Source organism: Streptomyces sp. NPDC087787 (assembly GCF_044743035.1).
Taxonomy (GTDB): domain Bacteria; phylum Actinomycetota; class Actinomycetes; order Streptomycetales; family Streptomycetaceae; genus Streptomyces.
The window spans coordinates 102,273-122,614 of record NZ_JBIUVQ010000010.1 but is presented as its reverse complement, the minus strand read 5'-3'; the positions used below and the strand labels follow the sequence as shown (position 1 = coordinate 122,614).

14 protein-coding genes and 1 riboswitch are annotated in these 20,342 nt (G+C 73.1%); of the genes, 5 read left to right on the top strand and 9 right to left on the bottom strand.

The annotated features are described in order from the left end of the window. Window positions 1-8: 8 nt before the first annotated feature. Window positions 9-2,186 (bottom strand): hypothetical protein, encoded by a 2,178-nt coding sequence (locus tag ACIOWN_RS17880; RefSeq protein ID WP_362354598.1) that lies wholly within the window; start codon window positions 2,184-2,186, stop codon window positions 9-11. Between the two features lie 227 nt (window positions 2,187-2,413). On the opposite strand from ACIOWN_RS17880, the gene ACIOWN_RS17875 reads away from it, so the two are divergent. Both ACIOWN_RS17875 and ACIOWN_RS17870 read left to right on the top strand, forming a co-directional pair. Further along, a complete protein-coding gene (locus tag ACIOWN_RS17875) occupies window positions 2,414-3,034 on the top strand; it encodes a hypothetical protein (protein WP_362354596.1) in 621 nt (206 codons plus the stop codon). A gap of 189 nt (window positions 3,035-3,223) precedes the next feature. After that, window positions 3,224-3,871, top strand: coding sequence for a hypothetical protein (locus tag ACIOWN_RS17870; protein ID WP_362354594.1), 648 nt, complete (start codon window positions 3,224-3,226; stop codon window positions 3,869-3,871). Window positions 3,872-3,899: 28 nt separating this feature from the next. Here ACIOWN_RS17870 and ACIOWN_RS17865 read toward each other — a convergent pair whose 3' ends face one another. From ACIOWN_RS17865 to ACIOWN_RS17850, 4 genes are all read right to left on the bottom strand, one after another. Further along, window positions 3,900-4,550: a thymidine kinase gene (locus ACIOWN_RS17865; protein ID WP_100570664.1), complete on the bottom strand. Its 651-nt coding sequence runs from the start codon at window positions 4,548-4,550 to the stop codon at window positions 3,900-3,902. A gap of 77 nt (window positions 4,551-4,627) precedes the next feature. Beyond that, window positions 4,628-5,836 (bottom strand): nucleotide pyrophosphatase/phosphodiesterase family protein, encoded by a 1,209-nt coding sequence (locus ACIOWN_RS17860; protein ID WP_362354592.1) that lies wholly within the window; start codon window positions 5,834-5,836, stop codon window positions 4,628-4,630. After that, a complete protein-coding gene (locus ACIOWN_RS17855; protein ID WP_100570666.1) occupies window positions 5,836-6,432 on the bottom strand; it encodes a DUF5998 family protein in 597 nt (198 codons plus the stop codon). The genes ACIOWN_RS17860 and ACIOWN_RS17855 overlap by 1 nt, the downstream gene beginning before the upstream one ends. Window positions 6,433-6,484: 52 nt before the next feature. After that, window positions 6,485-9,883: a GNAT family N-acetyltransferase gene (locus ACIOWN_RS17850; RefSeq protein ID WP_401982700.1), complete on the bottom strand. Its 3,399-nt coding sequence runs from the start codon at window positions 9,881-9,883 to the stop codon at window positions 6,485-6,487. A 176-nt stretch (window positions 9,884-10,059) separates the two neighbouring features. Between ACIOWN_RS17850 and ACIOWN_RS17845 the strand changes: the two genes are divergently transcribed. Next, window positions 10,060-10,341: an HPr family phosphocarrier protein gene (locus tag ACIOWN_RS17845; RefSeq protein WP_100570667.1), complete on the top strand. Its 282-nt coding sequence runs from the start codon at window positions 10,060-10,062 to the stop codon at window positions 10,339-10,341. Window positions 10,342-10,488: 147 nt separating this feature from the next. Here ACIOWN_RS17845 and ACIOWN_RS17840 read toward each other — a convergent pair whose 3' ends face one another. The 3 genes from ACIOWN_RS17840 to ACIOWN_RS17830 form a co-directional block, all read right to left on the bottom strand. Beyond that, entirely contained in the window at window positions 10,489-11,244 is a 756-nt protein-coding gene (locus ACIOWN_RS17840) for a M23 family metallopeptidase (protein ID WP_401982699.1), read from the bottom strand. Between the two features lie 12 nt (window positions 11,245-11,256). Next, window positions 11,257-11,418, bottom strand: a riboswitch (cyclic di-AMP (ydaO/yuaA leader). Between the two features lie 234 nt (window positions 11,419-11,652). Continuing rightward, complete coding sequence (locus ACIOWN_RS17835) at window positions 11,653-13,041, bottom strand: pitrilysin family protein (protein WP_362354586.1); 1,389 nt, start codon at window positions 13,039-13,041, stop codon at window positions 11,653-11,655. Continuing rightward, entirely contained in the window at window positions 13,038-14,411 is a 1,374-nt protein-coding gene (locus tag ACIOWN_RS17830) for a M16 family metallopeptidase (protein ID WP_401982697.1), read from the bottom strand. Before ACIOWN_RS17830 ends, ACIOWN_RS17835 begins: the two co-directional genes overlap by 4 nt. 351 nt (window positions 14,412-14,762) lie before the next feature. On the opposite strand from ACIOWN_RS17830, the gene ACIOWN_RS17825 reads away from it, so the two are divergent. After that, complete coding sequence (locus ACIOWN_RS17825; RefSeq protein WP_362354582.1) at window positions 14,763-17,219, top strand: DNA topoisomerase IV subunit A; 2,457 nt, start codon at window positions 14,763-14,765, stop codon at window positions 17,217-17,219. 226 nt (window positions 17,220-17,445) lie between these two features. On the opposite strand, the gene ACIOWN_RS17820 is transcribed toward ACIOWN_RS17825, so the two are convergent. Next, on the bottom strand, window positions 17,446-18,576 hold the full coding sequence (locus ACIOWN_RS17820) for a CobW family GTP-binding protein (RefSeq protein WP_401982695.1): 1,131 nt from the start codon (window positions 18,574-18,576) through the stop codon (window positions 17,446-17,448). A gap of 177 nt (window positions 18,577-18,753) precedes the next feature. On the opposite strand from ACIOWN_RS17820, the gene ACIOWN_RS17815 reads away from it, so the two are divergent. Continuing rightward, complete coding sequence (locus tag ACIOWN_RS17815) at window positions 18,754-19,695, top strand: sucrase ferredoxin (protein ID WP_401982693.1); 942 nt, start codon at window positions 18,754-18,756, stop codon at window positions 19,693-19,695. Window positions 19,696-20,342 lie beyond the last annotated feature (647 nt).

Below are 20,342 nucleotides of genomic sequence, written 5' to 3'. Positions count from 1 at the left end.
CGTCTCCTTCAGTGGGTGCCGCAACCGTCGTCGGTGCCGGTGTGCGGGTGCGAGTGCGGGACGTGCTGGATGGTGAGCGTGCCGTCGGCCATGCCGGCCGCCATCACACGGGTCAGGTCGTCGAGGGCGGCGGTCTGCTCACGCAGCAGCGCCGCCCGGCCCTCGATCTCGGCGAGGACGGTCTCGTAGAGATCGGCCTCGGCGCGGCTCAGGTCGGGGATGACGAGGTCCTCGATACGGCGGGAGGCGCGCACGGCGCCGCTGGTGCGGGCGTGCTCGGCGGCGGCCGCGCGCAGCAGCGCGGCAAGCACCCGGGGCCGTACGGGTGGGTCGGCGTCGGGGTGGACGCGCAGGATGCGTGCCGGAGCGGCGACCAGGGAGATGCCCTCCGTGTCGACGTGCACGCCGAAATGCGGGTGCGCGGTGACGACGAGGTCGCCGGGTTCGGTGAACTGGGCGTGTTCGTAGGCGGTGAGGAGGATGCCCCGGTCGATGCGACGGCCGCCGACGCGGGCCGTACCGAGGATTTCCTCGGGAGTGAGGACCGGATAGTGGCCCTCGGGGGTGAGGTGTTCGGGGGCGAAACGGTGACCGGGGCGACGGCGCAGTCGGCGGGTGCGCAGGAGCCGGGCGACGGTGGTACGGCGCACCGGCTGGTTCTCGGGGCGCGGTTCGGCCTGGGCGTTCAGCCGGAGTTCGTGGGTGCGGGAGCGCTCGTGGAGGTCGTTCAGGCGGCGCTCCAAGTCGGCGATGATCGCTGGGCGTTCGACGACCGTGCGGGTGTGGCGGGAGGCGAGTGTGCGGTGCTGCGGGGTGAAGGGGGCACCGGGACGGTCGTCGAGGGCGGCACCGAGGACGACGGCGGCATGGCGCGGTTCGTGGCGCTGGTCGGGGGTCCAGCGAGAGGCGCGCCAGATGGCGATGTCCTCGGCAAGGGTGTCGAGGACGGGCTCGGTGAGCGGCTGGGCGGAGTAGTCGGCGAGGAGGACGAGGCCGGTGCGCTGCTCCTCGGGGACGCGGGCCAGGATCCAGGCCGCTGTGCGGTAGCCGGGGCGGTAGGCGTAGGCGCCGTCGGGGAGGCTGATCGCGGCCTTGAGCAGGCCGGGCTTCAGGAAGGAGCGGCGCAGGCGGTCGGCGTCGCCGTGCGCGGCGAGTGGGCCGGTGAGGATGTCGGCGGGGCCGAGGACGACGGCGGTGGAACCGGTGTCGAGGTGGTCGGAGAGGGCGGCGACCCGGTTCAGGACGGTCTTCGGGTCGCGGGTCTCGGCGGCCTCGTAGGGCAGGGCGCAGACGATGAGGTCCGGGGAGCCCCATTCCTCCTCGTCGGCGGAGAATTCCTCGCCGTGGGCGACGTCGAGCCGGAACTCGTACACCCCGCGCACCAGCATCCGTCGGCGGACGAGACGTACGCGAACCGGGTCGGGGTCGGCGGCGAGGTAGCTGTGTCCGGAGTCCTCGGCGGCGTGGTCGTGGAGAGCGGCCAGAAGATCGCCGGTGCGTGCGTGTGGGACGGCGATCACCGAGCCCTCGTCGAGAGTGTCGATGCCGGAGAGGGCGGTGAGGGCACGGACCACGGCCGGGGTGGGCTGGTCGGCGGCCAGGTCGCGGGAGCCGAGGCGGTGGCGGGCCTGGAGGATCCAGTCGAAGGCCTCTGCGGGGTTGTAGGCGGCTTCGATGAGTTCGTCGGCGAGCTCGGCGAGGGCCGGGCCGGTGCGGTCCGGGTCGGGCAGAGCCCGCAGTTCGGAGAGGAGGAAGCGGTCTTCGGGGTCGAGATCGGCGGCCTTCTCCAGGAGCGTGTCCCAGGGGCTGCCGTCGGCGACGGGGGCGTCGAGCTGCTGGTGCAGGCAGACCAGGGAGGTCAGCGCGCCGATCAGGGCGGACGCCGACAGGGACGGGGTGCGCCAGGCGGCCAGGGTGTGCAGGGCGACCTCGGCGCGGAGTCGGCGGGGGTCGGTGTTGCCGCGGCGGGTCGAGGCGAGCCAGTCGATGATGGCGCGGGCGTCGAACAGAGGGCGACCGTCCTCGTGGGCGACGGGAGCCGGGAAGTCGGGGTAGCGGCGGGCCCAGGTGGTGGGAACCGGGCGCTTGACCTGGGCGAGGGCGGCGATCTCGGCGTATGTGATCCGCCAGGCCGGCGTTTCGGGCAGGATGAAGGGGGGCGTCTTCGGAGCCGTATGCATCGCCATCGGACTGTTCCCCCTCCCCTTGGGCCGTTGAGGCCGACGTAATCGCCTCCGCGCCTCGCGGTCCGCCCCTCTTCAGCCGGGCGGGTCAGAAATCTACAGGTAGCTCAGAAGGTACGGCACAACTCGCCTGATAATACGGGTTATCAAAGATCTAAAGCCTCACGCACCGGAACGGCAGGCACCTTGTGATGGCCAAGTGCCACGACACCGACCGGAGGACCACCGCGATGAGTCACACGCCCCCGATGCCGCACAGCAGCCCGCAGCCCTCCGGCCCCGGCGGTGCACCGAGCTGGGGCGCCGTGCCGCCGGTCCCGCCGCCCGGCGGCCGACAGGCGCCGATGGGGCAGCCGATGACGCCGAAGCCGTCGCGCCGCAAGGCATGGCTCACCCACGGCGCGACCGCGTTCGTCGCGCTCATGGTCGGCACCGGCATCGGCAACAGCGGGGACTCCGGCAGCACCGACAACTCCGCCGCTCCCGCCCCGGCCGTCACCGTCACCAAAACCGCGGCCGCTGAGCGGGGCGAGCCGAAGCCGGCCGTCACGGTCACCCAGAAGGTCACGGTCACGCCGAAGCCGGCCAAGAAGCCCGGACCGGCCACCGCGGTCGGGGGCGAGGGCCAGTACCTCGTCGGCGAGGACATGCAGGCCGGCACCTACAAGACCGCCGGGCCCGACGAGGGCAGCTTCATCAAGAACTGCTACTGGGCACGCACCAAGGACGCCTCCGGGGAGTTCGGCGCCATCATCGCCAACGAAAACCTCAAGGGTCAGGGCCGCGTGACGGTCAACAAGGGCGAGTACTTCGAGAGCAAGGGCTGCCAGAAGTGGACCAAGGTCGGCTGACCGGCCTCCGCATACGCCGCCGCGCTCGTGGGGGGACGCGGCGGACCCGGGGGCGGCCCGGCTGAGACCGGGCCGCCCTGCCTCCGAGCGCCGACCAGGGAGTGGCGTGGCTGGGACAGAGCCCCGCGTCGACCTCCCTCACCCCACACCGCCGTCTTTCGCACCCGCGTACCGAGAGGAAGTTCCGCGATGTCCGTCCCGGAGCAGCAGCCGCACACCCCTCCCCAGGCCACCGCCCCGGAGGCGCCCCAGCGGGCGGCCGGCAACGCGACCTCCGTGTCCGCCGGGCCGATACCTGCCATGCCCGACCATCCGCCGGCTACGCCCGCCTCCCGCTGGTCGCGGCTGTCGCGCAGCACGGTCCTCGCGATCGGCGCAGGCCTCGGGGCCGCCGTGGTGGGAGCGTGCTGGGCGGGAGTGTCGTTGGCCGGTGGCGACGAGACCAACGCGCCCGAAGCCGGCGCGACCGGCTCCCCCTCCGCAATCGCCGAGCAGGCCGAGGATACGAAGACGCCGTTCAGCACCGATGGGACACTCACCGTCGCCGGGGTCGGCGCGGGTCTCGACTCCGGCGAGCTGTGCTCGGGAACGGGCGGCTACTCCGATATCGATTTCGGCACCCAGGTCACCATCACCGACGCCGCCGGAACCCTCGTCGCCGTGGGGAGCCTGGGCCTCGGCCAGAAGACGGAGCAGGGCTGTGAGTTCCCCTTCACGGTCGACGACATCACGCCGGGCTCGAAGTTCTACACCGTAGAGGTCTCCCACCGCGGCGGCCTCACCAAGGCCGAGGGCGAACTGCGCGAAGGCGGCCTGGCGTTCACCCTCGGCGGCTGAGCCCGCCCAGCCGTCACTCCGGAACTGGTCAGTCCGCGGTCACCGGCAGCACGTCCGGGGACAGTGCCGCCGCCCGGGCCGAGGCGGCTGTCATGCGGCGGCGGTGGTGGCGGCGGCACAGGACCTCGTAGCCGATCTCGTCCATGGAACGGGTCACGTCGCCGACGAACACCTGGGCGCCCTCGACGACCATGACGCCGCCCACGGTACGGGCGTTGTGGGTGGCGCGGGCGCCGCACCAGCACAGGGCCTCGACCTGGAGGACCTCGACGCGGTCGGCCAGTTCGACCAGGCGCTGGGAGCCGGGGAACAGCTTGGAGCGGAAGTCCGTCGTGATGCCGAAGGCGTAGACGTCCATCTCCAGGTCGTCGACCACGCGCGCGAGCTGGTCGATCTGCTCGGGCGCGAGGAACTGCGCCTCGTCCGCGATCACGTAGTCGGCGCGGCGGCCCTGCGAGAGGTGGTCGACGATGTAGGCGTACAGGTCCACGCCGTCCTCGACCTCCACCGCGTCCGTCACGAGACCGAGGCGTGAGGACAGCTTGCCCTCGCCGGCCCGGTCGTCACGGGTGAAGATCATGCCCACCAGTCCGCGCGCGGAGCGGTTGTGCTCGATCTGGAGAGCCAGTGTCGACTTCCCGCAGTCCATGGTTCCGGAGAAGAACACCAGCTCTGGCATGAGCAGTTGGGCACCTTTCGGCGAGTTTCGGCGAGTGGGGAGGACGGTGGTGTACGGCGAGTGGGCGGGGAGGGGCCTCAGGAGCGTACTTCCAGCAGGGGGACCAGCTGCTCGGCAGGGGTCATCGAACCGTGGTTGCCCACCATCAGCGACTCCTTCGGCTCCTGCTCGGAGGCGATGAGCAGGACGTCGTCGTGCGCGGCGGCGATCACATCGCCGATCCGCGCGTACACCCGCTCGTCGACGCGCGGCCCGAACCAGCCCGCCGCGATCGCCTCGTCCCGGGAGGCGACCCAGAACTGCTCGCCGAGCACCTCGCGCCAGCAGGTGAGCACGTCGCCCTCGGCGCCCGGCACCGCGTACACGTGCCGTGCGCGTCCCTCGCCGCCGAGCAGGGCGACGCCCGCGCGCAGCTCCCAGTCCTCGTCGAAGTCGATGCGGTGCTGCTCGTCGAACGGGATGTCGACCATGCCGTGGTCGGCGGTGACGTAGAGCGCGCTGCGCGGCGGGAGCTGCTCGGCCAGGCGCTGGACCAGCCGGTCGACGTGCATGAGCTGTCCGCGCCAGGTGTCGGAGTCGACGCCGTAGCGGTGACCTGCGCCGTCGAGTTCCGAGTAGTACGTGTAGACCAGAGCCCGGTCGGCGGCGGCGAGCTGCTCGGCCGCGACGTCCATGCGCTCCTCCCCGGTCAGCCGTCCCAGGAACGTGCCGCCGCTGAGTGCGACCTTGGTCAGCGGGGTGTTCTGGAAGGTCGGGGAGGACACCTGGGCGGCGTGCACACCCGCCTGCTGGGCGAGCTGGAAGACCGTGGGGTGGGGCTGCCAGGCCCGCGGATCGGAGTACGGCTGCCAGCGGAGCTGGTTCATCAGCGCGCCGGTGGCCGGGTTGCGCACGGTGTAGCCGGGCAGGCCGTGCGCGCCCGGGGGCAGGCCGGTGCCGACGGAGGCGAGCGAGGTCGCCGTGGTCGCCGGGTATCCGGCGGTGATCGGGCGGCCGGTGCCGCCGCGAGAGCTGCCGAGCAGGGAGTTCAGGTAGGGCGCGTCCGCGGGGTGTGCCTTCAGCTGCTCCCAGCCGAGGCCGTCGATCAAAAAGACGCAGGCTCGGTCGACGGGGGCCAGCTCGTCGATCGCGGCCGTCATCCGCTCAACGCCCATGCCGGCGGCCAGCGTGGGCAGCAGGTCGGCGAGCGAGCCGGTGCCGTACGCGGGGGCGGGGGCGGACTCGACGGCCAGCGGCTCGGGGTGGTCCCAGGCGGTGGCGTCGTCGGGGAAGAAGGGGCGGGTCATCAGCGGGTCGGGTCCGCGGTGGCCTCGGAGATGGCCTGGGCGAAGGCGAGGGCCTGCCGGACCGTCTCGGGGCCGTCGCCGGCCTCGCTGACGCGCAGGCTGAGGTCGTCCGCCGTCGAGTTGCCCGTGTAGCCGTGGTCGGCCTCGCAGTTGGGGTCGCCGCAGGCGGCGGGCTCCAGGTCGATCCGGGACACGGCGCCCCAGCCGATGGTCAGCACGACCTCGCGCGGCAGCGTGCCCGGCGTGTACTGCTCGGGGTTGGCGACCACGCGGCTGACCACGACCGACGAGATCCGGTCGAGCTTGACCGACTCCGTGGACGTGGTGGCGTACGGCGTCGGGGAGGTGCTGTCGGCGGCCTGCTCGTCGGTGTGGCTGACGATGAAGCGGTTGCCGGTGAGGACGAGCACCGTCACGTGCCGCCGCACCTCGTTCTGGTCGAACGTGGTCTCCTGGTGGACCAGGTACGACCGGATGGGCTCCCCGCCCACGGCGGCCTCCACCGCCTCGGCCACGAGAGCCGGGTAGTAGCCGCTGCGTTCGATCGCCGAACGCAGCCCCTGGGTCGTCGTACTGGTCTTGGCCATGCCGTCCATCCTACGGGGGCGCACTGACTGCGAGGCACCGCCGCGGAGCGAGGAGCACCGGTCAGTACACCGGGAGCGTGCGCGGGCCCAGGTCGTCGCGGGCGGGCGGGGGTGCCAGGCGCACGGAGGCGTCGAGGACGGTCAGCCCGCGCGGGGCGACGACGACCGGTTCCAGGGTGACGGCGACGACCTCCGGGTGGTCGTGGACCAGCCGTGACACGCGCAGCAGCAGCTCCTGCAGGGCGGGGGTGTCGACCGGGGCGGAGCCGCGCCAGCCGAACAGCAGGGGCGCCGTGCGGATGGAGCGGATCAGGGAGGTGGCCTCGCGGTCGGTGACCGGGATCAGCCGGTGCGCCATGTCGCCGAGCAGCTGGGAGGCGACACCGGCGAGCCCGAAGGAGAGCACGGCGCCGGCCGCCGGGTCGATGACCGCGCGCACGACGGTGTCGACGCCTCGGGGTGCCATCGCCTGCACCACCGGCCGCACCTCCTCGGGCTTGCCGAAGAGGTCGGTCAACTCGGCGTAGGACCAGCGGAGTTGCTCCTCGTCGGTGAGGTCGAGGCGCACGCCGCCGAGGTCGGCGCGGTGCCGCAGGTGGGGGGCGGTGGCCTTCAGGGCGACGGGGTAGCCGAGGGCGCGGGCGGCTTCGGCGGCGGCGTCGGGGGTGGGCGCGGGCAGGGCCCGGCGCACGTGGATGCCGTACCGGCCGAGCAGCTCGCAGGTCTTCTCCGTGCCGAGCGTGAGGCCCTGCCCGCGCTCCAGCATCCCGCCGATGAACGCGGCGGCGCCTTTCTCGTCGATGTCCTCGTACTCCGGCACCCTGCCGGGCTCCGCCGCCTCCCGCCGCCACTGCCCGTACCGGACCGCTTCGGCGAGCGCCCGCACGGCGCGCTCGGCTGCGGGATAGGCGGTGATCAGCCGCGGCCCCGCGGGGGCCGGCCCGGTGCTCGCACCGGCCGGCGCCACGGACCCGGGGCCCGTGCCCCCGGCCCCTTCGGGCGCGTGGGGGGCCGGTGGCCGGGGGCCGGAACCGGGCCGCGCGCTCGCGCCGGGAATTCGGTCCGAACCCGGCACGGCCTTCGGGCCGGTGCCCGTTTCTGGGTTCGGGTCGGCGGCCGAAAAGACCGGGCCGGACCGGTGGCCCGCCCCCGGCCGGAGGCCCTGGCCGACATGCGGTGCCGCGCCGGGCTCAGGGCCCGAGTCGGCCGGGGACGCCCCGCCCGGCTGAGGGTCCACGCCCGCCGCGGAGGCCGCACCCGGCTGAGGGTCCACGCCCGCCGGGAAGGCCGCACCCGGCTGAGGGACCGCACCCGCCGCGGACGCCCCGCCCGACTGAGGATCCGCACCCGCCGGGAAGGCCGCACCCGGCTGAGGGTCCGCGCCCGCCGGGAAGGCCGCACCCGGCTGAGGGACCGCACCCACCGCGGACGCCCCGCCCGCCGGGGAGGCCGCGCCCGCCTGGTGAACCGGACCCGACGGGGACGCCCCGCCCGCTGAGCGGTCCGGGCCCCCCGGGGAAGCCTGGGCCGACCCGGGTGCCGTGGGCGGCGGCAGCAGCGGGGTCGCCGGGGGCTGGGGGCCCGGGCCGGGGGGCGGGGCCGTGCTCGTGGCGGCGGAGAGGGCTTCCGCCAGGTCGCCGAACTCGACGTGGACGACCAGGACCGGCTTGCCGGGGACCTCCTGGGCGGCCGAGCGCAGCGCCTCGGCCAGGGCCGTGTCCGCCGCGGCCTCCTCCCCCACGGCCGGTATCAGCGTGACGACCACCGCGTCGGTGGCCTCGTCGGTGAGCGCCCGGGACAGCGCGACCCGGAAGTCCTCCGCCGAGGCCGCCGTCGTCAGGTCGCGCGGCGGCTGGGGGCGCAGGCCCTCCGCGAGACAGCGGTCGTAGGTCAGCACGCCCAGCGACTCGGAGTTGCCGAGGATCGCCACCCGCGGTCCCGGCGGCAGCGGCTGCCGGGCGAGCAGCAGTCCGGTGTCGACCAGTTCGGTGATGGTGTCGACCCGGATCACGCCGGCCTGCCGCAGCAGCGCGGACACCGTCGCGTGCGGCAGCCGCGTCGCCCGTACCGCGTGCCCCTGCGGGGCGGAGCCCGCGCTCTGCACCACGACCAGCGGCTTCACCGCCGCCGTACGCCGGGCCAGGCGGGTGAACTTGCGCGGGTTGCCGATGGACTCCAGGTACATCAGGGCGACGTCGGTGTCGGGGTCGTCGTACCAGAACTGCATGACGTCGTTGCCGGAGACGTCCGCCCTGTTGCCGGCCGACACGAAGGTCGACACGCCCGTGACCCCGGTGACCCCGCCGCCGCGCCGGTGCAGCCGGGACAGCAGCGCGATGCCGATGGCCCCGGACTGGGCGAAAAGCCCGATGCGGCCGGGCCGGGGCAGCTCGGGGGCGAGGGAGGCGTTGAGCCGGACGTCCGGCGAGGTGTTGATGATGCCGAAGGTGTTGGGCCCGATGATCCGCATGCCGTACGAGCGCGCCTGCCGCACGAGCGCGCGCTGCCTCTCGCGTCCCTCGGGGCCGCTCTCCGCGTAGCCCGCGGAGATCACGACGAGCCCCTGCACCCCGTGCTCCCCGCACTCGGCGACGGCGTCCGGGACGTGTTCGGCCGGCACGGCGACGACGGCGAGGTCCACGGGACCGTCGATGTCGCGCACCGAGCGGTGGGCGGGCACCCCGTCGATCTCCCGGCGGTCCTCGCCGAAGGCCCGGTTCACGGCGTGGAGCCGCCCCGTGAACCCTGCGTCGCGGATGTGGTCGAGGATGCCGCGGCCCACGCCCCCGCGCGTGCGGCCCACTCCGACGACGGCGACCGAGCCGGGCACCAGGAGCCGCCGTACCGACCGCGCCTCGGCCCGCTGCTCCCGTGCGTGCTGCACGGCCAGCGAGCGGTCGGTGGGCTCGATGCCGAACTCCAGGTGTACGACGCCGTCCTCGAAACTGCGCTTCTGGGTGTACCCGGCGTCCGTGAACACCTTGATCATCTTGGTGTTGGCCGGCAGCACCTCGGCGGTGAATCGGCGGATGCCGCGCTCCCGGGCGACGGCGGCGATGTGCTCCAGGAGCGCGGAGGCGACGCCCCGGCCCTGGTGGGCGTCCTGTACGAGGAAGGCGACCTCGGCCTCGTCGGAGGGCGCCGAGGCGGGCATGCCGTCCGCGCCGATGCGGTCGTAGCGTACGGTGGCGATGAACTCGCCGCCGACCGTGGCCGCGAGTCCCACCCGATCCACGAAGTCGTGGTGCGTGAAGCGGTGGACGTCCTTCGCGGAGAGCCGCGGGTAGGGCGCGAAGAAGCGGTAGTACTTGGACTCGTCCGACACCTGCTCGTAGAAGCTGACCAGACGGCCGGCGTCATCGGCGGTGATGGGGCGGATCCGTGCGGTGCCGCCGTCGCGCAGTACCACGTCGGCCTCCCAGTGGGCGGGGTACTCGTGCCGGTCCGGCGAGGTCTGCATGGGGCCCAGCGTACGGCTCGCGTCCCACAGCGGCGCGAGGCAGTCTGTGGAGGACACACATCGGACCGAGGCCGCGGTCCGGCGCCACCCGGAGCGGCGCACACGCCCGCTCCGTGCTCGCACCACGTGTGGAAAACTGGTCTAGACAACCCTGATCACCTGAAGGGCAGCAACACATGGCTGAGCGCCGCGTCAACGTCGGCTGGGCCGAGGGTCTCCACGCCCGCCCCGCTTCCATCTTCGTCCGGGCCGCCACGGCCGCAGGCATCCCGGTGACGATCGCCAAGGCCGACGGGACGCCCGTCAACGCGGCCTCCATGCTGGCCGTGCTCGGCCTCGGCGCCGAGGGCGGCGAGGAGGTCGTCCTGGCCTCCGACGCCGACGGCGCGGACGCCGCGCTCGACCGGCTGGCCAAGCTGGTCGCCGAGGGGCTCGAGGAGCTTCCCGAGACGGTCTGACCGGCAGGAACGGTCCTGCGCCGAAGCCGTGCCGCCCGGACGGGTGGCACGGCTTCGGCGTGCCGGTGGCGGCCGCCGGGGAACGCCGGAGGCCCCGGCTCGGGAGCAGGGGCCTCGGGAGGGCCGGACGGTGCGCCGGGCGGCGGGTCAGACGTTGACGCCGTGCTTGCGGAGGTAGGCCACGGGGTCGACGTCGGAGCCGTAGTCCGGGGTCGTACGGGCCTCGAAGTGGAGGTGCGGTCCGGTGACGTTGCCGGTCGCGCCGGACAGGGCGATCCGCTGACCGGGGATCACGTGCTGGCCCACCGAGACCTGGATGGACGACAGGTGCCCGTACTGGGTGTACATGCCGTCGGCCATCCTGATCACGATCTGGTTCCCGTACGCCCCGCCCCAGCCGGCGTCGACGACGGTGCCGCTGCCGACCGCGTGGACGCCGGCGCCGCTCGCGGCGTGGAAGTCGACGCCGGTGTGGGTGCCGGAGGACCACAGGGAGCCGCCGGTCCGGTAGCCGGTCGACACGTAGGAGTCGGAGATCGGCGTGACGAAGGCGTTGAGGCGCTCACGCTCGGCCTCGCGGGCGGCGCGCGCCTTGGCCTCGCGCTCCTTCACCGCCTGCTCGGCGGCCTTCTTGCGCGCGGCCTTCTCGGCCTCCTTGCGCGCGGCGGCCCGGTGCTGGGCGACGGCCTGGGCGTCGATCTTCTCGGCGACGCTGTCGCCGATGGTGACGACCGGGGTGAGGCCGGTGTCCTCGGGGGCGGGAGCCTCCGCCGCGAGGGCCGGGGCGGCGAGGGTGCCGATGGCACCGGTGGTGGCCAGGGCCGCGACGCCCGCAGCGTGGGCGGTGGTGCGGTGCATCCGGCTCGGCCGCCGGTGCTTCCCGGCGGCGCGGGTGAACGCCATGGAGACGTGGGTCCTTTCCTTCCGTGTCGCCTACCGGGTTAGCTGACGGGTTCGGAGCGGGAAGGTCTCCTACGGCCCCCTACGCATCGCGCGCGGGTGTCCGATTCACCCCAGGGACGGTGGGTCCCCGGCTCCCCTGGCTCGCGCCGTACGGGGACTCGGCGATGACTGTCCGGTGCCGCGGACGCGGCGCACTGCCCGACGAACAGCCGGACCGACGCTAAGCGGGGCCGCTTTCAATTCCCAAACGGATCAGAAGTTTTGTAGCGCATACCACAGGGCGAAAGGCGCTCTCCCCATCAATTCGGACCACACTCGGACAACACAGGGCCCTGGTGACGCTTCGGTCACCAGGGCCCCACGCGCGTGTGTGCCGGTCGCCGCGCACGGCGGCGGCCGGGTGTACCCCTACTCGGCCTCGACGACGGTGACCCGGCCGACGCCCAGGGCCTCGACGGGCTCCTTGATCTGCGCCGCGTCACCGACGAGGACCGTCACGAGACGGTCCACCGGGAAGGCGTTGACGACGGCCGCGGTGGCCTCCACCGTGCCGGTGGCGGCGAGCTGCTGATAGAGCGTCGCCTGGTAGTCGTCGGGCAGGTGCTGCTCGACCTGGTCGGCCAGCGTGCCCGCCACGGCGGCGGCCGTCTCGTACTTCAGCGGGGCCACGCCGACGAGGTTCTGCACGGCGACGTCACGCTCGGCGTCGGTGAGGCCCTCGGCGGCGAGCTTGCGCAGCACCGTGAACAGGTCGTCCAGGGCCGGGCCGGTGTTCGGGGTGTCGACCGAGCCGCTGATGGCGAGCATCGCGGCGCCCGACCCGTCGGGGGCCGAGCGCATCACCTGGCCGAACGCCCGGACGCCGTAGGTGTAGCCCTTCTCCTCGCGCAGGACGCGGTCCAGGCGGGAGGTGAGGGTGCCGCCGAGGCAGTACGTGCCGAGCACCTGGGCGGGCCACACGCGGGCGTGCCGGTCGGGGCCGATGCGGCCGATGAGGAGCTGCGTCTGGACGGCGCCGGGCCGGTCCACGATGACGACGCGGCCGGTGTCGTCGGCGGTCACCGGCGGCACGGGCCGCGGCTTGGCGGGCGCGCCGGACCAGGCGCCCAGGGTCCGGCCCAGCAGCTCGTCGAGGTCGACTCCGGTGAGGTCGCCGACGACCACGGCGGTGGCCGTGGCCGGACGCACGTGCCGGTTGTAGAAGGCGCGGACGGCAGCCGAGTCGATGGCGCCGACCGTCTCCTCGGTGCCCTGGCGGGGACGCGACATGCGCGAGTCGGCCGGGAAGAGCTCCTTGGACAGCTCCTTGGCGGCGCGGCGGGCCGGGTTGGCCAGCTCGTGCGGGATCTCGTCGAGCCGGTTGCGCACCAGCCGCTCGACCTCGGAGTCGGCGAACGCGGGCGCCCTGAGGGCGTCGGACAGCAGGCCGAGCCCCTTGGCCAGACGCGAGGCCGGGACCTCCAGGCTCAGCCGTACGCCGGGGTGGTCGGCGTGCGCGTCGAGGGTGGCGCCCGCGCGCTCCAGCTCGGCGGCGAACTCCTCGGCGGAGTGCTTGTCGGTGCCCTCGGAGAAGGCCCGCGCCATGATCGTGGCCACGCCGTCCAGGTCGGCCGGCTCCGCCTCCAGGGGCGCGTCAAGCAGCACCTCCACGGCGACGACCTGCTGGCCGGGGCGGTGACAGCGCAACACCGTCAGGCCGTTGTCCAGGGTCCCGCGCTCGGGGGCGGGGAACGCCCACGGCCTGGCCGCGCCGGCCCGGGGCTGGGGGTGGAACTCCATCGTGGCGAGCTCGGTCACTTCGCCGCCTCCTCGGTCTCGTCGGTGGCCGCGGCGTCCGCGTCCTGGGCGTCGTCCTGCGCAGCGGCGGCGGTCGGCTCGTAGACGAGCACCGCGCGGTTGTCGGGACGCAGGCGGGACTTGGCGACCTCCTGGACCTCCTCGGGCGTCACCTCCAGGACCCGGGCGACGGCGGTCAGGGCCAGCTGCGGGTCGCCGAACAGGACGGCGTAGCGGCACAGTTCGTCGGCGCGGCCGGCGACGGTGCCGAGACGGTCCAGCCACTCGCGCTCCAGCTGGGCCTGGGCGCGCTCCATCTCCTCGGCCGTCGGACCCTGTTCGGCGAACCGGGCGAGCTCCTCGTCGATCGCCGACTCGATGACCGGGACCTCGACGTCGCCGGAGGTCTTGACGTCCAGCCAGCCGAGGGAGGGCGCGCCGGACAGCCGCAGCAGGCCGAAACCGGCCGCGACAGCCGTACGGTCGCGGCGCACCAGCCGGTTGTAGAGCCGCGAGGACTCGCCGCCGCCGAGGATGGTGAGCGCCAGGTCGGCCGCGTCGCACGCGCGCGTGCCGTCGTGCGGGAGCCGGTAGGCGGCCATCAGTGCGCGGGCCGGGACCTCCTCCTCGACGACCTCGCGCAGCTGCCCGCCGATGACGTCGGGCAGGGAGCCGTCGCGGGGCTCGGGCTTGCCGTCGTGGGACGCGATGGAGCCGAAGTACTTCTCGATCCAGGCGAGCGTCTGCTCCGGGTCGATGTCACCGACGACCGACAGGACGGCGTTGTTCGGGGCGTAGTACGTGCGGAAGAACGCGCGCGCGTCCTCCAGGGTGGCCGCGTCGAGGTCCGCCATGGATCCGATCGGCGTGTGGTGGTACGGGTGGCCCTCCGGGTAGGCGAGGGCGGTCAGCCGCTCGAAGGCGGTGCCGTAGGGGACGTTGTCGTAGCGCTGGCGGCGCTCGTTCTTGACGACGTCCCGCTGGTTCTCCATGGACTCGTCGTCCAGCGCCGCGAGCAGCGAGCCCATGCGGTCGGCCTCCAGCCAGAGGGCGAGCTCCAGCTGGTGGGTGGGCATGGTCTCGAAGTAGTTGGTGCGCTCGAAGCTGGTGGTGCCGTTGAGCGAGCCGCCCGCGCCCTGCACCAGTTCGAAGTGGCCGTTGCCCTTGACCTGGGCGGAGCCCTGGAACATCAGGTGCTCGAAAAGGTGAGCCAGGCCGGTGCGTCCCTTGACCTCGTGGCGCGAGCCGACGTCGTACCAGAGGCACACCGCCGCGACCGGGGTCAGGTGGTCCTCGGAGAGCACCACGCGCAGGCCGTTGGCCAGGCGGTGCTCGGTCGCTGTCAGGCCGCCGGAGCCTGCCTCGGCTGCGGCCGTGTGACCCATGGGCATGTACGTCCCTTCGATCGCGATGGCGGTTCGCGAACCGCCCTTTTCCTGCCGGTCCTGCCACTGTATGCAAGCGTGCGGACCCGTGGCGAAGTTCCCGCGGTCCGTACGCCGAGAGCGAGACGGAAAGCCGTGCGTCACGGCGGCACCGCGGAACAGGACGTCCCCGCAGTTCGCACCGGCACCAGAGGCACCACCGCCACCAGCGGTCACGGGACGGCGGAGGTCCCCGGAGGCGGGACGAGAGGGCGGAACGTGCCCTGTGGGGACGGGGCGTGGTCCGGGTTGTCAGCCGCGCGGTCCACAATGGTCCGCGTCAGATCCCGTCCACGCTTCAGCAAGGAGCCGGCAGCGATGGCCCGCCGCAGCACGAAGACCCCGCCGCCCGACGACTCGTACGAGGAGAGGATCCTCGACATCGACGTCGTCGACGAGATGCAGGGCTCCTTCCTCGAGTACGCGTACTCGGTCATCTACTCCCGCGCGCTGCCGGACGCCCGGGACGGACTCAAGCCGGTGCACCGCCGCATCGTCTACCAGATGAACGAGATGGGGCTGCGCCCCGACCGCGGCTACGTGAAGTGCGCCCGCGTCGTCGGCGAGGTCATGGGCAAGCTGCACCCGCACGGCGACGCGTCGATCTACGACGCCCTGGTGCGCCTGACCCAGCCCTTCTCGATGCGTGTCCCGCTCGTCGACGGCCACGGCAACTTCGGCTCGCTGGGCAACGACGACCCTCCGGCCGCCATGCGGTACACCGAGTGCCGGATGGCCGAGGCCACGAGCCTGATGACGGAGTCCATCGACGAGGACACCGTCGACTTCGCCCCCAACTACGACGGCCAGGAGCAGGAGCCGGTGGCCCTGCCGGCCGCCTTCCCGAACCTGCTGGTGAACGGCGCCTCCGGCATCGCCGTCGGCATGGCCACGAACATGCCCCCGCACAACCTCAACGAGGTCATCGCGGCCGCCCGCCACCTCATCCGCCACCCGAACGCGGACCTGGACGCCCTGATGCGCCACGTCCCGGGCCCTGACCTGCCCACCGGCGGCCGGATCGTCGGCCTGTCCGGGATCAGGGACGCCTACGAGAGCGGCCGCGGCACCTTCAAGATCCGCGCGACGGTGTCGGTGGAGACCGTGACGGCGCGCCGCAAGGGGCTGGTCGTCACCGAGCTGCCCTTCGCCGTGGGCCCGGAGAAGGTGATCGCCAAGATCAAGGACCTGGTCGGCTCGAAGAAGATCCAGGGCATCGCCGACGTCAAGGACCTCACCGACCGCGAGCACGGACTGCGCCTGGTCATCGAGATCAAGAACGGCTTCGTGCCCGAGGCCGTCCTTGAGCAGCTCTACAAGCTGACGCCGATGGAGGAGTCCTTCGGCATCAACAACGTCGCCCTGGTCGACGGCCAGCCCCTCACGCTCGGTCTGAAGGAGCTGCTGGAGGTCTACCTCGACCACCGCTTCGACGTCGTACGGCGCCGCAGCGAGTACCGCCGGCGCAAGCGGCGCGACCGGCTGCACCTGGTGGAGGGCCTGCTCACCGCGCTGGTGGACATCGACGAGGTCATCCGTCTGATCCGCTCCAGCGAGAACTCCGCGCAGGCCAAGGAGCGCCTGATGCGGCGCTTCTCGCTGAGCGAGGTCCAGACCCAGTACATCCTCGACACCCCGCTGCGCCGGCTGACCAAGTACGACCGCATCGAGCTGGAGGCGGAGAAGGACAAGCTCGTCGCGGAGATCGAGGAACTGACCCGGATCCTGGAGTCCGACGCGGAGCTGCGCAAGCTGGTCTCGGCCGAACTGGCCGCGGTCGCCAAGAAGTTCGGCACTCCCCGGCGCACCATGCTGCTGGAGGCGAGCAACGTTCCGGCCGCCGTGGTGCCGTTGCAGGTGGCGGACGACCCGTGCCGCGTCCTGCTGTCCTCGACGGGTCTGATGGCCCGCACGGCGAACGGCGAACCGTTCGCGCAGGGCACGGGCGGCAAGCGGCAGAAGCACGACGTGATCGTCTCGGCGGTCCCGGCGACCGCCCGGGGCGAGGTGGGCGTGGTGACGTCGGCGGGCCGTCTGCTCCGCGTGAACGTCGTCGACCTGCCCCAGCTGCCGGAGCAGACGTCGGCTCCGAACCTCGCGGGCGGAGCGCCGCTGGCGGAGTTCGTCTCGCTCGAGGACGACGAGACCGTGGTCTGCCTGACCACCCTGGACGAGTCGTCGCCGGGCCTGGCGCTCGGCACCGAGCAGGGCGTCGTCAAGCGGGTCGTGCCCGACTACCCCTCCAACAAGGAGGAGTTGGAGGTCATCACGCTCAAGGAGGGTGACCGCATCGTCGGCGCGGTCGAGCTGCGCACCGGTGAGGAGGACCTGGTCTTCATCACGGACGACGCCCAGCTCCTGCGCTACCAGGCCTCCCAGGTGCGCCCGCAGGGCCGCCCGGCCGGCGGCATGGCCGGCATCAAGCTCACCGAGGGCGCCAAGGTCATCTCGTTCACGGCCGTCGACCCGGCCGCGGACGCGATCGTCCTCACCATCGCCGGCTCGCGCGGCTCGCTGGACGACTCCGTGCAGACGACGGGCAAGGTCACACCGATCGACCAGTACCCGCGCAAGGGCCGCGCCACCGGCGGCGTGCGCTGCCAGCGGTTCCTGAAGGGCGAGGACTGCCTGGCCTTCGCCTGGGCGGGACCCACCCCGGCTCTGGCCGCACAGAAGAACGGCAGCCCGGCCGAACTCCCGGAGCTCGACCCGCGCCGCGACGGCTCGGGCGTGTCGCTGCCGAAGACGGTGGCGGTGGTCGCGGGGCCCGTCTAGTGCTGCGACCGGAAAGGTTCACCGGCTCGCGACGCCCGGCACGGCACCTCGCCGCGTTGTCGCATCACCCGAGTACATCCAGTACACGGGCGATGCTCCGCCTTGCGATGCACCGCACCGGACGCCGCGAGCTTTCCGGCAAACCTTTCCGGTCACAGCACTAGGCCGGGGGGTCCGCCGGTGCCGGGTGCGTCCTACCCGGGGCCGGGGTCGGGTCCAGTTCCGGTCAGGACAGGTCCGGATCCGGCAGATCCGGGTCCGTTTGATCCGGGGCCTCGAGGTCGTGTCCCTCGGGGTCCCGTACGTAGCGCAGGACGCCCCACATGCCGTGCTCGTCGGCGTGCGGGGTGTCCTGCTCGCACGCCTCCAGCTCCTTGCCGAGGGCGCCCGCGTCGATGCCGGAGCCGATGAGCACGAGCTGGGTGAGACGGGGGTCGTCGCCGTCCGGCCAGGGCTCGGGGTAGAAGCGCAGGAAACGCCCGACCGCGTGCACGGCGTAGCGGTTGCGCACGTCGTGGCGGCCGAAGCCGACGTATCCCTTGATCCGGTAGAGCCCGTCGGGGCGGCTGTCCAGGAACCGCATCAGCCGGCGAGGATCGAGCGGCACGTCGGAGACGAAGGAGAGACTGTCGTAGCCGGCGTGCAGATGCCCGGCGTGGTGGTCGCCGTCCTCGTCCGCGCCGGACGGGTGCAGGTCGTCGAAGGAGAGCTGCCCGACCCGCTCCTCGCTCGGCCGGCAGTCGAAGAGGAACTCCGGGTCCACCCTGCCGTACGAGGCCGGAACGACGGCGGCCCCGTCGACCAGGGACCGTACGAGTGCGAGCACCTTCTCGCCGTCGGCGGCCCGGTCGGTCTTGTTGACGACGACGAGGTCGGCGAGCGCGAGATGCCGGTCGATCTCGGGATGCCGCGCACGGGTGTCGCCGAACTCGGCGGCGTCCACGACCTCGACGAGCCCGCCGTAGACGACCCGGGGGTTCTCGGAAGCCAGCACCATGCGGACGAGTTCCTGGGGTTCGGCGAGCCCGCTGGCCTCGATGACGACGACGTCGATGCCGGCGGCCGGGCTCGTCAACCGGTCGAGGTAGACGTCGAGTTCACTGGCGTCCACCGCACAGCACAGGCACCCGTTGCCGAGGGAGACGGTGGAGTCCCCGAGGGCTCCCGCGACCGCCATGGCGTCGATCTCGACGGCGCCGAAGTCGTTGACGATCGCGCCGATGCGGCTGCCGCCGCTGCGGTGCAGCAGGTGGTTGAGGAGCGTGGTCTTGCCCGAGCCCAGAAACCCGGCGAGCACCACGACCGGGATCTGCTCCGCGCTGCGGTTCGGACTCGGGTACCGGCTCGGCTGACTCACCGCGCGACCTCTCTCATGCCGACGCGTGCACCGGCTCACGGCCCTGCGCACGTACGAGGATGGAATGCCGACCAAGGATACGAGCCGTGCGCACGTCGGGGCGCTGCGCGAGCGCCCGGCGAAGATCACCCCTACGGCTGGCGTGGATCCGGTCCGAGTCAGGTTAGGCTCACCTGTGTGAGTACGTGCTCGACCGCCTCCCGGCAGCTCGACGAGCCGATGGCCGCCACCGCGGCCACGGCGACGACATGGCTGCTGCTGGAACAGCCCGGCCCCTGGGGTGCCAAGGCACTCACTTCGAGCCACCTGGACCCCGCGCTCGGACGTGCGCTGGATCGCGCGGCGCGGGGCACCGGCGTCCGGATCGCGCTCATCCGCCGTCCGGGGCGGCACGCCGACCGCCGCACCCAGTCCGTACGGCATGTGTACGCGGCCCATACGGTCCCCGGGAACGTATGGCTGCACAGCGCCATGACCGCCGACCCGGAACGCCTGCTGGCCCTCGACTTCGCCGCGCTGGGCATGGGCGACCACCACACCTTCGACGCCGCGCTCCACGGCGGGCCGCACACAGGTGATCCGCTCGCGCTGGTGTGCACCAACGGCAAGCGGGACCAGTGCTGCGCCCTGCTCGGCCGCCCCCTCGCGGCCGAACTCGCCGCCTCCGGGGTCCAGGACGTCTGGGAGGTCACGCACCTCGGCGGCCACCGTTTCTCGCCGACCGTGCTCGTGCTGCCGTTCGGATACGCCTACGGCCGGGCCGAGGCCCACGCCGTCAAGGAGATCCTGCACCGTGTGGGCGAGGGCCGGATGGTCCTCGAAGGCTGCCGGGGCCGCACGGCCTGGGAACGGCCCGGGCAGGCCGCGGAACTGGCGGTGCGGGAGACGGCGCGCGAGTACCGCGCGGACGCGCTGAGCGTCGTACGCACCGACGGATCGGCGCCGCGCTGGGAGGTCACCGTCGCCCACGCCGACGGGCGCCGGTGGCACGTGACCGTGTCGCAGGGAGCCGCCCTGCCGCCGCGCCCGGAAAGCTGCGGCGCGTCGGTGCTGGGCGGGCCCACACGCATGGACGTGACCACCGTCCGCGAGCTGGCGACCGCACCGCTGACGGCCTGACGGCCCACCCACCACGGGCTGCCCACCGCCGCCCCACGGACCGGGGCGACGGTACGGAGGCGGCACGGGACAACGGCGGCATCGCGCCGTCGCCGCGAGACAGCCGCGCGACGGCACGTCGGTGCGACGACTCGACGCGCGACGCGGCACCACGGCCGCACGACGGACCGGCGGCACCGCGGGGAAGCAACAGCACGGCACGGCTGCGGCGCGGGACAGCGCCAGGTGCGGCGCCGTGAGGCACCCGCGCGACGGCACGGCAGCAGATCAGCGCGACGACTCGACGCGGCACCGCGACCGCGCGACGGCACGGCGGACCGGCGGACCGGCGGACCGGCGGACCGGCAGCACAGCCTCGACACGGCGATCCGGCGACACGGCAGCGGCAGCGGCAGCGGCAGCGGCAGCGGCAGCAGCAGCAGCAGCACGGGACAGCGCCAACACGGCGGGACGGCGGCGCCGTGAGGCACCCGCGCGACGGCACGGCAGCAGATCAGCGCGCCGACTCGACGCGGCACCGCGACCGCAGGACGGAACGGCGGCCGCCCGGCGGAACGGCGTCAAGCCGGGGCAACGGCGCGGCTGGGCGACGGAGTCAGGCGGGACGGCCTCGCGGCGGTGGCGTGCGAGATGATCCGCGCCACACA